Raw genomic sequence first — 12,819 nt, 5'->3', positions numbered from 1 at the left:
GCCCTTACCCACCTCAAGGAGCCGCTCGGAACGCCGATGCGCCAAATCTGGAAACCTTTTCGAGCGCTTTATTTCGCTTCGCTGATGATGCTCATCGGCTCGGGCCTGCTGAGTACCTACCTGGCCTTGCGCCTGGCTGCCGATCACGTAGACAGCCTGTGGGTCGGCGCGCTGATGGCGGCCAACTATTTCGGCCTGGTGCTGGGCGGCAAGATCGGCCATCGGCTGATTGCCCGCGTGGGGCACATCCGCGCCTACTCGGCTTGCGCCGGGCTGGTCGGCGCTGCGGTGCTGGGCCATGGTCTGGTGGATTGGTTGCCGGCCTGGATCGTACTGCGGATGATCGTCGGCCTGGGCATGATGTGCCAGTACATGGTCATCGAAAGCTGGCTCAACGAACAGGCCGAGGCCAGCCAGCGCGGCGTGGTGTTCAGCGGTTATATGATCGCGTCGTACCTGGGGCTGGTGCTGGGCCAACTGATTCTGGTCATGCATCCATCCCTGGGGTTAGAACTGCTGATGTTGGTGGCGCTGTGTTTCGCCCTGTGTCTGGTGCCGGTGGCGCTGACCCGACGGATCCACCCGGCGCCGCTGCGTCCTGCGCCGATGGAGCCGCGCTTCTTCATCAAGCGCGTACCGCAATCGTTGAGCACAGTGTTGGGTTCCGGGTTGATCGCGGGCTCGTTCTATGGCCTGGCCCCTCTGTACGCGTCCCAGCAAGGGTTGTCCACGGAGCAGGTGGGCTTGTTCATGGGCAGTTGCATTTTCGCCGGGCTGTTGGTGCAGTGGCCACTGGGCTGGCTGTCCGACCGTTATGACCGGGCGTTGCTGATCCGCTGTTTCGCACTGTTCCTGGCGGTTTGCGCACTGCCGCTGGCGATCCTGCCCCAGGTGCCGCTGGAAGTGCTGTTCGTCGCGGGATTCCTCTGTTCGTTGGTTCAGTTCTGTCTGTATCCACTGGCGGTGGCGTTTTCCAACGACCACGTCGAAGGTGATCGCCGGGTGTCATTGACGGCTATGTTGTTGGTGACCTATGGCATCGGCGCCAGTATCGGGCCGCTGGTGGCCGGGGTGCTGATGAAGTCGTTCGGCAGCCACATGCTGTATGCCTTCTTCGCGTTCTTTGCGTTGATCCTGGTGTGGCGCATCCGGCCGAAGGCCGTGACCAACCTGCATCAGGTCGACGACGCACCGTTGCACCACGTGGCGATGCCGGACAGCATGTCGAGCTCGCCCCTGGTCGCGTGCCTCGATCCGCGGGTGGACGAGCAAGTGGTGCAGGAGCAGATGCAGACGCCGGCGGCGGAGGAGCCGGTTGCCGAGGCGCCGGTCGAGGAGTCGGTCAGGTAGACCGTGGTGTTGCCATCGCGAGCAGGCTCGCTCCCACAGGTACCGTGTCGTACATAGCTCCCCTGCACGCCACAATCCTCTGTGGGAGCGAGCTTGCTCGCGATGGGGCCGGCCCAAACGCAGCGGCTTTCGGATGTGAATGACGGCGCCATAAAAAAACGGGCAGTTCCTTGCGGAGACTGCCCGTTTTTTATACCGGATGATCAGAGGTCGTCTTTATCGAATCGGCGGGCTTCGCGCTGTAATTGATAGACGAAGCGCTCGACCTGCCGTTGCACCAGGCCACTGATGTTGTGGAAGCGCACGCCGGCGAAGGTGGTGTTGATCCTTTCTTCGAAATGCAGGTAGCGCAGTTCGACTGGCGCAGTCATGTTGCCGAAGGGCAGGGCCGCAATGAAGCGCTCATAAACCTGTCCCAATTGCAGGCGAGCGATGATGTCGCCATCGAAACGCAGCTTGCAGCCGGTCGCGGAAATATCCAGCAGCTTGCCAACTACCGGTGACTTGAGCTTTTCGCCACCCAATTCAACGTCCACCAGTTGCGCCAGTTTCAAGGCGGCGCGGAAGGCATTGCGACGCTGGTGGTAGACCACTTCCTCGGGCAGGGCGCCGCGATAGCAGCGGCCGTCGCTGGAATCATCAATGGTCAATGGGCCATTGCTTTCCCAGGCAATGCGCACGCCATCATGGAAGCCCTCGACCCGAAACGGTTCGCCTGCCAGCAGGAAGCGTTCCCCGTCGCGCGGGATCATTTCGTCCAGGGCGAGGGCGTTCTTCTCGCGGTCGATATCGACCAGATAGCTCTGGAAGCGCTGGCTGCGTTCGTGGAAGGTGATGATCAGCGGGTCATGGCTCTCTTGCAGCATCCTCAGGTTGCCGGAGATTTCCAGAGGCGTGGTAAGGACCTTGGGGGGCTGCGGAGCATCATCCGCGTTTGAGGCATTGAACACGAGGGTCAATCTCCAGGCTAAATACGACTACAAGTAGCCAGCATTTTGCCAGCATGTATCGCACGTTGATAGAGCGCAGGCATCGTTCATTTCATGCCTGGCTGAGCGGGCGATGCTTGACCATTTTTGCGGTCGAGCCGCGAGCATCGTAAAGCGTCGGGATTTCGCCGCCATTGAGGATGCGAAGCTGGTTGGCGGTTGCAGCCTGCTGGACCTGGATCGACTGGCCGTTCCGGGCGTTGGCGGCCTGGCATTGAGCAAGCAGGTCATTGAGTGCCGCGCTTTGGGACAATAATTGGTCGCCGATCGGCGACTGGCTGGCCAGTTGTTCCAGGCCGCCTTGATTGGCTGGCAGGTTGAGGCTGGCAAGAATCTCGCTGCGCTTGCGGCCATGCTGATCGAGCAAGATGATCAACGCCTGTTTCTGCGCCAGAATATTTTCCAGCAAAGGCATGTCGCGACCGTGCAGCGCCAGTGATTCGGTCTGCAGGAGTTCCAGTAATTGTTGTACTGGAACGAAGTCGTCGATGATCAGTTGCAATAAAGTAGTGTCGTGCATGGCTGGCCTTGGGTCTTAAGCGTCCAAAAGCCTGGCGCAGGCGGCGGCCTAGCGCTGGGCTTCGAAGTTGAGCAGTTTGCTGGCTACACGGTTGCTGTCGACTTTATAGCTGCCATCGGCGATTGCTGCTTTCAACGCGGCCACGCGGGCGTTGTCGACGACAGGTTGATCGCGCAGCTTGTCAGTGACCTTCTGCAACTGTTGAGCCTCATCGCTGAGGTGTACCGTCTCTCCATTCTTGACCGTGGCGGCCTGTTCGACCGGCGAGGATTTCTCGGTTTCCTTGCTGGCGCTGGTGCGCGTGGTGCCTGTCAGGGGTGAAGAGCTGTTTAAACGATTGAAGTCGATGACCATGGTAGAAAACCTCTGGGTATTTGGACGCTTGCCATGTTCTCGGCCATTCCCAAAAAAACTTTAGGCTCATTTATTCAATGAACGTGCGCACGTCTGCGCTTGCCTTGGCATAAGGCACAGTCTAGGGAACGGCGGGGGCTAGCGCCAGCTTTCTACCCGCTTCTACCGGATCGCTACATAGCCACTTCCACCTGGCCCGGGGCCATCACTTGCGCTTTGATCACGCGTTGGGAATTGAGGTTTTTCACCCGGATCTGTTCACGCATACCACCGTTGGACAGGGCCTCGCCCGGCATTCTCACGGCCAGGGTGCCGCTACGGGCAGTGATCACGACCTGGTCACCCTTGCGGACCACTTCGGCCTGTTCCAGGTGCACGAGGGTTACCACTTGATCGGCTACCATTGGTCGGACAAGTTTCTGGCCGATGGCCTGGTCAACGGAAGTCAGGAAACCCTGGGTGATCTGGCTGACGTCTCGCTCGCGCAGCATGACGTCCTGGGGTTCGACGATGCCGGCGCGCTTGAGCGGGCGGGTGGTGGTGACGATTTCGCGATACAGGCGCACCTGGGCTGGCACGAACACCGTCCACGGCGCGGCGCTGTCGCAGCGAAGCTTGACCGTGACGCGACCCAGGGGCCGGGCAGGGCTTTCCAGTGAGGCAGTCAAATCCTTGTCGCACATCGGCATGCGCAAGCGCGGGTCGAGCTGATTGACTTCGATTTCGTAGCGGCCTTCGGTTTGACTGGAAGCCAGATAGTCTTCTACGGTGAATTCAAGAAAGCCCTGAGTGACGCCGATAAGGAGATCAGGCAAGGTAACCGGAGCATCGGCGAGGGCACGGCCGCCCGAGGCGAACAGGCAGACAGCCAGCAGCGCACCTAGCCAGTGGCGGCAATGAGTGATCAGGCGTCGAGAAAATGTCGTTTGTGCGTTCATGCCGGTTGAATAGCAAGCCCCGTGCCGTTTAGTGATGAATGCGCGTCGGACACATTAGCGTTAGGTAGGAGTCAGGGCATGGCGGGAGTGATGGATTCGGTAAACCAGCGCACGCAGCTGGTCGGTCAGAATCGCCTGGAGCTGTTGTTGTTCCGTCTCGATGGCCAACAGTTGTATGGGATTAACGTGTTCAAGGTCCGTGAGGTGCTGCAATGCCCCAAGCTGACGTTGATGCCCAAATCCAGTCCCGTCGTGTGCGGAGTGGCGAATATCCGGGGAGCGACCATCCCGATTCTCGATCTGGCGATGGCCACCGGTTCCGGTGGGCTGCTGGATCAGAGCAATCCGTTTGTGATCATCACCGAGTACAACACCAAGACCCAGGGCTTCCTGGTGCGCTCGGTGGAACGCATCGTCAACATGAACTGGGAAGAGATCCATCCGCCACCCAAGGGCACTGGCCGCGATCACTACCTGACGGCGGTGACCCGGGTCGACAATCAGTTGGTGGAAATCATCGACGTGGAGAAAATCCTCGCCGAGGTGGCCCCGACGCCGGAAACCATTTCCGTGGGCGTGGTGGATGCCGAAACCCAGCACAAGGCGGTTTCGATGCGTGTGTTGACCGTCGATGATTCTTCGGTGGCACGCAAGCAGGTGACCCGGTGTCTACAAACGGTCGGTGTCGAGGTGGTGGCGTTGAACGATGGGCGGCAGGCGCTGGATTACCTGCGCAGCCTGGTCGATGAGGGCAAGAAGCCGGAAGAAGAGTTCCTGATGATGATCTCCGACATCGAGATGCCCGAGATGGATGGGTATACGCTGACGTCGGAAATCCGCAGCGATCCGCGCATGCAGAAGCTGCACATCATTCTGCATACCTCTTTGTCCGGGGTTTTCAACCAGGCGATGGTCAAGAAAGTCGGCGCTGACGATTTTCTGGCCAAGTTCCGGCCCGATGACCTGGCTTCCCGGGTCGTCGACCGGATCAAGGCAGCAGAATAAAGGTTGGGCGCATTGTGCGCCCGGCAAATCAACACGATGAAAGAGGCGGTATCTTGTCTACGGGTAATTTGGATTTCGAACAGTTCCGGGTCTTCCTGGAAAAAGCCTGTGGCATCTTGCTTGGTGAAAACAAGCAATATCTGGTGTCTAGCCGTCTCAACAAATTGATGGAGCAACAGGGCCTCAAGTCGTTGGGTGAGCTGGTGCAGCGTATCCAGACCCAGCCGCGCAGTGGGTTGCGCGAAATGGTAGTGGACGCCATGACCACCAACGAAACCCTGTGGTTTCGCGATACCTATCCTTTCGAGGTGTTGAAGAACAAGGTCTTGCCAGCAGCCATCAAGGCCAGCCCCGGCCAACGCCTGCGCATCTGGTCGGCGGCCTGTTCGTCGGGGCAGGAGCCTTATTCCATTTCGATGTCCATTGACGAGTTCGAGCGGACCAACATCGGTCAGTTGAAGGGCGGCGTGCAAATTGTCGCCACCGACCTGTCCGGGACCATGCTCAATAACTGCAAGACGGGCGAGTACGACAGCCTGGCCATCGGTCGTGGCCTCTCGCCGGATCGCTTGCAACGCTACTTCGACACGAAAGGGCCGGGACGCTGGGTGGTCAAGGCGCCGATCAAGAACCGGGTGGAGTTTCGCTCGTTCAATCTGCTGGACAGTTATGCCAGCCTGGGCAAGTTCGACATCGTGTTCTGCCGCAACGTGCTGATCTACTTCTCCGCCGAAGTGAAGAAAGACATCCTGTTGCGTATCCACTCCACCCTCAAGCCCGGTGGCTACCTGTTCCTCGGAGCCTCCGAGGCGCTGAATGGCTTGCCGGATCATTACCAGATGGTCCAGTGCAGCCCGGGGATCATCTACCAGGCGAAGTGATTTGCCGGTGTTGTCAAAAAAACGGGAGTTCTCACAGGCTCCCGTTTTTTGTGTCTGGCTTTCTCCAAATCACCCCCTATCCCCTGTGGGAGCGAGCAGGCTCGCTCCCACAGTTGTCCTTTGCCGACCATGAAAAGCGGCAGAAAAGCGGCAGGTGAGCGGAAACCGATTGCCGCTTTTCTGGCATTGCCGCCTTGCCGCTTCCCGCAAAGCCCCGGTTTACGGGGTTTTTGAAAGTGGCACGACGCTTGCTATATCCATTCGTACGTACATTCTGGTCACCCAAAGGTTTCCGACATGAGCATCAGCTTCGATAAAGCGCTCGGTATCCATGAAAAGGCTCTGAGCTTCCGCGCCCAGCGTGCCGAAGTCCTGGCCAATAACATTGCCAACGCCGACACCCCGAACTACAAGGCGCGTGACCTGGATTTCTCCAAAGTGCTCGCCGAGCAGAGCGAGAAGACCAAGAACGGCCACTTCGCCCTGAACATGACCAACAACCGTCATATCGAGGCCGAAGGCCTGGGCAACGGCGACGAATCGCTGATGTATCGCACGCCGATGCAACCTTCGATCGACCAGAACACTGTGGACGCTCAACTGGAACAGTCCAACTACGCGGAGAACTCCGTGAACTTCCAGGCCAGCTTCACCCTGCTCAACAGCAAGTTCAAAGGGCTGGTATCGGCCCTGCGCGGAGAATAAGTCATGTCGATCGCGAGCGTATTCAACATCGCCGGCAGTGCCATGAGTGCCCAGACCACTCGCCTGAACACCGTCGCCAGTAACATCGCCAACGCCGAGACCGTTTCGTCGAGCATCGACCAGACCTACCGCGCTCGTCACCCGGTGTTTGCCACCATGTTCCAGGGCGGCCAGTCCGGCGGCAGCGATTCGCTGTTTCAGGAGCAGGATGCGGCCGGGCAGGGCGTACAAGTGTTGGGCGTGGTCGAAGACCAGAGCAACCTCGAAGCACGTTATGAGCCGAACCATCCGGCGGCCGACGCCAAGGGCTATGTCTATTACCCGAACGTCAACGTCGTCGAGGAAATGGCCGACATGATTTCCGCCAGTCGTTCGTTCCAGACCAACGCCGAAATGATGAACACCGCCAAAACCATGATGCAGAAGGTCCTGACCCTCGGTCAGTGATAAGGGGCGAGTCACATGAGCGTTACCAACACCACCAGCGGTTTGAGCCTTAACGAGATTCTGGCCAACTCCTCGGTCAAGACCAACACCACCACCGATGGCCTCGGCGGTGCGACCAAGGCGGCGACCGGCAACAAGGAGCTGGGCAAGGATGCGTTCCTGCAACTGCTCGTCACCCAGCTGAAAAACCAGAACCCGCTGGAGCCTCAGGACAACGGCGAATTCGTGGCTCAGTTGGCGCAGTTCAGCAGCCTGGAAGGGATCACCACGCTCAACGAAACCGTGAGCGGCATTGCCGGCAACTACAACTCGTCGCAGGCCCTACAGGCTTCGTCGCTGGTGGGGCGCTCGGTCATCGCGCCCGGCGACAAGGCCGTGGTCGACACTTCCAAGAGCCTTAACGGCACGGTGGTGGTGCCGTCGGCAGTGTCCTCTCTCACCGTCAAGATCATGGACAAGGACGGCAAGACCGTCCGCACCATCGACCTGGGCAGCCAGAAGGCCGGCAACTCGGCGTTCATCTGGGACGGCAAGAACGACGCCGGCACGACGGTAGAATCGGGCACGTACACCTTCTCGGCCTCGACCACCATCGATGGCAAGGCCACGTCGCTGATCACCAACCTGCCGGCCACCGTCAGCAGCGTGACCATCAGCCAGACGGGCGGTGAGTTGATGCTCAACCTGGCCGGTCTGGGCAGCATTGCCCTGTCCAAAGTACAAACTATTGGTATGTAGAGCCGACTAACCGGCAAAAGGAGTCAACATGTCTTTCAACATCGGCCTTAGCGGTCTCTATGCAGCCAACAAACAGCTGGACGTGACCGGCAACAACATCGCCAACGTCGCGACCACCGGTTTCAAATCGTCCCGCGCGGAATTCGAAGACGTCTACTCGGCCACCAAGCTGGGTTCGGGCAGCAAGACCGTCGGTAACGGCGTACGCCTGGCCAACGTTTCTCAGCAGTTCGGCCAGGGCGACGTCAACAACACCGGCAACGTGCTGGACATGGGCATCCAGGGTCAGGGCTTCTTTGTCCTGAGCAACGATGGTTCGCTGAGCTACACCCGTGCCGGTACCTTCAAGACCGACAAGGAAGGCTACATCACCAACAGCGATGGCACTGCGAAGCTGCAGGGCTATGGCGTGGATGCCAACGGCAAGATCCAGAACGGCATCCTGACCGACCTGCGCATCGACACCTCCAACCTGCCGCCGACCGCTACCAGCCTGGTTTCGTCGACCATCAACCTGAACTCGACGGCGACGCCAATCACCGCGGCGTTCAATCCGGCCGACACGGCAACATACGTCAAGCAGTTCTCTACCCCGATCTATGACACCCAAGGCAACCAACATGCCATGGACCAGTACATGGTCAAGACTTCCGACAACACCTGGAATGTCTATACCTTGATCGACGGCCGTAACCTCAATGGCACCGCGCCGACCACGACCGGTGCTAACGCGCCTGTTCCTTCGACCATGACCTTTGACGCCAATGGCAAGCTGGTTCAGGTCAGCACCCCGAATCCTCCGGGAGCACCGCTCATTGACAGCGACCTCAAGCTCACTGGCTGGATTCCTGGCACCGTGACCAATGGTGTATGGACGGCTAACGGCGCCGCAAGCGCGCCGGTCATCACGATCTCCATGGCCAACACCACTCAATTCAACGCCGACACCGCGCGGTCGCTCCCGGTCCAGAACGGTTATGCCACCGGCCAGATCACCAACCTGACCATCGACGGCAGCGGTGTATTGCTGGCCAACTTCAGCAACAACCAGACCAAGCCGATCGGTCAACTGGCCCTGGCCAGCTTCACCAACGAGCAAGGTCTGCAACCGGTAGGCGGCACCAGCTGGAAGGAAACCTTCTCCTCGGGCATCCCGGCCTACGATGCCCCGACCACCGGCACCTTGGGTTCGATCGTGTCCAACGCTCTGGAAGAGTCCAACGTCAACCTGACCAACGAACTGGTCGAACTGATCAAGGCCCAGAGCAACTATCAGGCGAACGCCAAGACCATCTCCACCCAGAGCACCATCATGCAGACCATCATTCAAATGACTTGATGTCGATGGTTGCTTGAAACGATGTACAAGAAGCCCCTCGCAAGAGGGGCTTTCTTTTGGGCGACTGTTTTGTGTTGCCTGTTCTGGCCTCATCGCGAGCAGGCTCGCTCCCACAGGGTTCTGCGCCGATCACAGAGCCTGAGTACGCCACGGATCCAGTGTGGGAGCGAGCCTGCTCGCGATGCAGGCGCCATTTTCCTCCAGGCAAAAGAAAACCCCCGATAAACCAGCGGTCTATCGGGGGCTTCCTTCAAAAGCAGGCGCCTCGCAGCGCCCACCCGCTCAGCTTATTGGCAAGCTTCGCAATCCGGCTCGTCGATGGCGCAGGCCTTTGGCACTGGCGCAGGTCCCGCCGGAGCGGCCAGGACCGAGTCGTCCCCGTGGTTGCCGCCAGCGGAAACCGCGTTCAGCTTGCCGGTGTTGATGGTGGACTTCTCGGTGCTGGTGGCGGCCAGGGCACGGAGGTAGTAGGTGGTTTTCAGGCCACGGTACCAGGCCATGCGGTAGGTCACGTCCAGTTTCTTGCCCGAGGCGCCGGCGATGTACAGGTTCAGCGACTGAGCCTGGTCGATCCACTTCTGGCGACGGCTGGCGGCGTCGACGATCCAACGGGCCTCCACTTCGAACGCGGTGGCGTAGAGCTCCTTGAGCTCCTGCGGGATGCGCTCGATTTGTTGTACCGAACCGTCGTAGTACTTCAGGTCGTTGATCATGACCGAGTCCCACAGGCCGCGGGCCTTGAGGTCGCGGACCAGGTACGGATTGATCACGGTGAATTCGCCCGACAGGTTCGATTTCACGTAGAGGTTCTGGTAGGTCGGTTCGATCGACTGCGACACGCCGGTGATGTTGGCGATGGTGGCGGTCGGTGCGATGGCCATGATGTTGGAGTTACGGATGCCTTTCTGTACGCGGGCACGAACCGGTGCCCAGTCCAGGGATTCGTTCAGGTCGACGTCGATGTACTTCTCGCCACGGGACGCGATCAGGATCTGTTGCGAATCCAGTGGCAGGATGCCCTTGGACCACAGCGAGCCCTGGAACGTCTCATAGGCACCGCGCTCGTCGGCCAGGTCGCAGGAGGCCTGGATCGCGTAGTAGCTGACCGCTTCCATGGACTTGTCGGCGAACTCGACGGCAGCGTCGGAACCGTACGGGATGTGCTGCAGGTACAGCGCGTCCTGGAAGCCCATGATGCCCAGGCCGACCGGACGGTGCTTGAAGTTGGAGTTCTTCGCCTGCGGCACCGAGTAGTAGTTGATGTCGATCACGTTGTCGAGCATGCGCACGGCGGTGTTCACGGTGCGTTGCAGCTTGGCGGTGTCCAGCTTGCCGTCGACGATGTGGTTCGGCAGGTTGATCGAGCCCAGGTTGCAGACCGCGATCTCATCCTTGTTGGTGTTCAGGGTGATCTCGGTGCACAGGTTCGAACTGTGGACCACGCCCACGTGCTGCTGCGGGCTGCGCAGGTTGCACGGGTCCTTGAAGGTCAGCCATGGGTGGCCGGTCTCGAACAACATCGAGAGCATTTTGCGCCACAGGTCCTTGGCCTGGACGACCTTGAACAACTTGATCTTGTTGTACTCGGTCAGGGCTTCGTAATACTCGTAGCGCTCTTCGAAGGCCTTGCCGGTCAGGTCGTGCAGGTCCGGCACTTCGGATGGCGAGAACAGGGTCCACTTGCCGTCGTCGAAGACGCGCTTCATGAACAGGTCCGGAATCCAGTTGGCGGTGTTCATGTCGTGGGTACGGCGACGGTCGTCACCGGTGTTCTTGCGCAGCTCGATGAACTCTTCGATGTCCATGTGCCAGGTTTCCAGGTAGGCACAGACCGCGCCCTTGCGCTTGCCGCCCTGGTTAACCGCCACGGCGGTGTCGTTGACTACTTTGAGGAATGGCACGACGCCCTGGGATTTGCCGTTGGTGCCCTTGATGTACGAGCCCAACGCGCGCACTGGGGTCCAGTCGTTGCCCAGGCCGCCAGCGAATTTCGACAGCATGGCGTTGTCGTGGATGGCGCCGTAGATGCCCGACAAGTCGTCCGGCACGGTGGTCAGGTAGCAGCTCGACAGTTGTGGACGCAGGGTGCCGGCGTTGAACAGGGTCGGTGTCGACGCCATGTAGTCGAAGGACGACAGCAGGTTGTAGAACTCGATGGCACGGTCTTCTTTCTGCTTTTCTTCGATGGCCAGGCCCATGGCCACGCGCATGAAGAAGATCTGCGGCAGTTCGAAGCGCACGCCGTCCTTGTGGATGAAGTAACGGTCGTACAGGGTCTGCAGGCCCAGGTAGGTGAACTGCTGGTCGCGCTCGTGATCGATGGCCTTGCCGAGTTTTTCCAGGTCGAAGGACGCCAGGACCGGGTTCAGCAATTCGTATTCGATACCCTTGGCGACGTAGGCCGGCAGGGCCTTGGCGTACAGGTCGGCCATTTCGTGGTGGGTCGCGCTCTCGGCGACACCCAGGAAGCCCAGGCCTTCGGCACGCAAGGTGTCCATCAGCAGGCGGGCGGTCACGAAGGAGTAGTTCGGCTCGCGTTCCACCAGGGTCCGCGCGGTCATCACCAGGGCGGTGTTGACGTCCTTGAGAGCGACGCCGTCATAGAGGTTCTTCAGGGTTTCGCGCTGGATCAGCTCGCCGTCGACTTCTTCCAGGCCCTCGCAGGCCTCGGTGACGATGGTGTTCAGGCGGCCCATGTCCAGCGGCGCCAGGCTGCCGTCGGCGCGGGCGATACGGATCGAAGGGTGAGCCTGTACCGGTGCGTCGGCCGGGGCGCGGGTGGCACGTTCCTTGGCGCGCGAATCACGGTAGATCACGTAGTCGCGGGCCACTTTCTGCTCGCCGGCACGCATCAGGGCCAGTTCGACCTGGTCCTGGATTTCTTCGATGTGGATGGTGCCGCCCGACGGCATGCGACGCTTGAAGGTTGCGGTGACCTGTTCGGTCAGGCGGGCCACGGTGTCGTGGATGCGCGACGAAGCGGCAGCGGTGCCGCCCTCAACTGCAAGAAACGCTTTGGTGATGGCGACGGTGATCTTGTCATCGGTGTAAGGAACGACAGTGCCGTTACGCTTGATCACACGCAGTTGGCCGGGCGCGGTGGCGGCCAGATCCGGGGTCGAATCGGCGGCCAGCGGCGCGGTGCCCTGCGGGTTCTCGCGAGTTGTGTCGGTGTGCATGGGTGTCTCCACGTTCTCTATGTTTGTTTGGGCACCTTTACGGTGCCCACCGTTCCGTCCTGAAGCACTACAACCGACTGATGTCGGGCATAACAACTTCGGGACAGTAGGAAGCAGGGCCCAGGGGCCGCTTCCATCCGAAGTTCTGGGTTGCGAGCCTGGGCTCGAAACCGGGTTGCAGGGATGGCAGTAATGGACTGCAACACCCGTACCGTTTCGGTCGTTTCGACCGTTGAAACAGTAGCCATCCGCAGGGGGCGGTCTGGTCTTGGGAAAACACGATATTTCAAGTGGAAAGAGGCATGAAAAGCGCTTGAATTCTCTGTCCGACTTGTGTTTGGTTTTTGGCTTAAACCCCTACATGTAGGGGTTTT

General features: G+C 59.9%; 12 protein-coding genes. 7 read left to right on the top strand and 5 right to left on the bottom strand.

Translation table 11 applies throughout. From position 1 onward, the window contains the following. Positions 1-36 precede the first annotated feature (36 nt). Positions 37-1,350 carry an MFS transporter gene (locus tag EGM97_RS16285; protein WP_238965633.1) on the top strand — a complete coding sequence of 438 codons (1,314 nt, stop codon included), beginning with the start codon at positions 37-39 and terminating at the stop codon, positions 1,348-1,350. Between the two features lie 203 nt (positions 1,351-1,553). Here the strand turns inward: EGM97_RS16285 and EGM97_RS16280 are convergent, their stop codons facing one another. The 4 genes from EGM97_RS16280 to flgA all read right to left on the bottom strand — a co-directional run bounded on the left by EGM97_RS16280 (position 1,554) and on the right by flgA (position 4,151). After that, positions 1,554-2,300, bottom strand: a complete 747-nt coding sequence (locus EGM97_RS16280; RefSeq protein ID WP_238965634.1) for a flagellar brake protein — start codon at positions 2,298-2,300, stop codon at positions 1,554-1,556. Between the two features lie 91 nt (positions 2,301-2,391). Then, entirely contained in the window at positions 2,392-2,859 is a 468-nt protein-coding gene (locus tag EGM97_RS16275) for a flagella synthesis protein FlgN (RefSeq protein WP_053147263.1), read from the bottom strand. 48 nt (positions 2,860-2,907) lie between these two features. Beyond that, the gene (flgM, locus tag EGM97_RS16270; protein ID WP_053147265.1) at positions 2,908-3,213 is read right to left on the bottom strand and encodes a flagellar biosynthesis anti-sigma factor FlgM; all 306 of its coding nucleotides are present in this window, start codon (positions 3,211-3,213) and stop codon (positions 2,908-2,910) included. A 173-nt stretch (positions 3,214-3,386) separates the two neighbouring features. Continuing rightward, positions 3,387-4,151: a flagellar basal body P-ring formation chaperone FlgA gene (gene flgA / locus EGM97_RS16265; RefSeq protein WP_238965635.1), complete on the bottom strand. Its 765-nt coding sequence runs from the start codon at positions 4,149-4,151 to the stop codon at positions 3,387-3,389. Between the two features lie 78 nt (positions 4,152-4,229). Between flgA and EGM97_RS16260 the strand changes: the two genes are divergently transcribed. The 6 genes from EGM97_RS16260 to flgE all read left to right on the top strand — a co-directional run bounded on the left by EGM97_RS16260 (position 4,230) and on the right by flgE (position 9,266). Continuing rightward, positions 4,230-5,156 carry a chemotaxis protein CheV gene (locus EGM97_RS16260; RefSeq protein ID WP_238965636.1) on the top strand — a complete coding sequence of 309 codons (927 nt, stop codon included), beginning with the start codon at positions 4,230-4,232 and terminating at the stop codon, positions 5,154-5,156. A 53-nt stretch (positions 5,157-5,209) separates the two neighbouring features. Next, positions 5,210-6,037: a protein-glutamate O-methyltransferase CheR gene (gene cheR / locus EGM97_RS16255; protein WP_238965637.1), complete on the top strand. Its 828-nt coding sequence runs from the start codon at positions 5,210-5,212 to the stop codon at positions 6,035-6,037. Positions 6,038-6,334: 297 nt separating this feature from the next. Further along, positions 6,335-6,742 carry a flagellar basal body rod protein FlgB gene (gene flgB / locus EGM97_RS16250; protein ID WP_053147273.1) on the top strand — a complete coding sequence of 136 codons (408 nt, stop codon included), beginning with the start codon at positions 6,335-6,337 and terminating at the stop codon, positions 6,740-6,742. A gap of 3 nt (positions 6,743-6,745) precedes the next feature. Next, positions 6,746-7,189 (top strand): flagellar basal body rod protein FlgC, encoded by a 444-nt coding sequence (flgC, locus tag EGM97_RS16245; RefSeq protein ID WP_003204730.1) that lies wholly within the window; start codon positions 6,746-6,748, stop codon positions 7,187-7,189. Between the two features lie 15 nt (positions 7,190-7,204). Then, positions 7,205-7,927, top strand: coding sequence for a flagellar hook assembly protein FlgD (flgD, locus tag EGM97_RS16240; RefSeq protein WP_238965638.1), 723 nt, complete (start codon positions 7,205-7,207; stop codon positions 7,925-7,927). A gap of 28 nt (positions 7,928-7,955) precedes the next feature. Next, positions 7,956-9,266, top strand: coding sequence for a flagellar hook protein FlgE (gene flgE / locus EGM97_RS16235; RefSeq protein ID WP_238965639.1), 1,311 nt, complete (start codon positions 7,956-7,958; stop codon positions 9,264-9,266). Positions 9,267-9,553: 287 nt separating this feature from the next. Here the strand turns inward: flgE and EGM97_RS16230 are convergent, their stop codons facing one another. After that, the gene (locus EGM97_RS16230) at positions 9,554-12,445 is read right to left on the bottom strand and encodes a ribonucleoside-diphosphate reductase subunit alpha (RefSeq protein WP_238965640.1); all 2,892 of its coding nucleotides are present in this window, start codon (positions 12,443-12,445) and stop codon (positions 9,554-9,556) included. Positions 12,446-12,819 lie beyond the last annotated feature (374 nt).

Source organism: Pseudomonas sp. AF32 (assembly GCF_022342325.2).
GTDB classification, from domain to species: domain Bacteria; phylum Pseudomonadota; class Gammaproteobacteria; order Pseudomonadales; family Pseudomonadaceae; genus Aquipseudomonas; species Aquipseudomonas uvaldensis.
The sequence above is the reverse complement of the archived record's forward strand: the minus strand, read 5'-3'. Positions and strand labels throughout refer to the sequence as shown.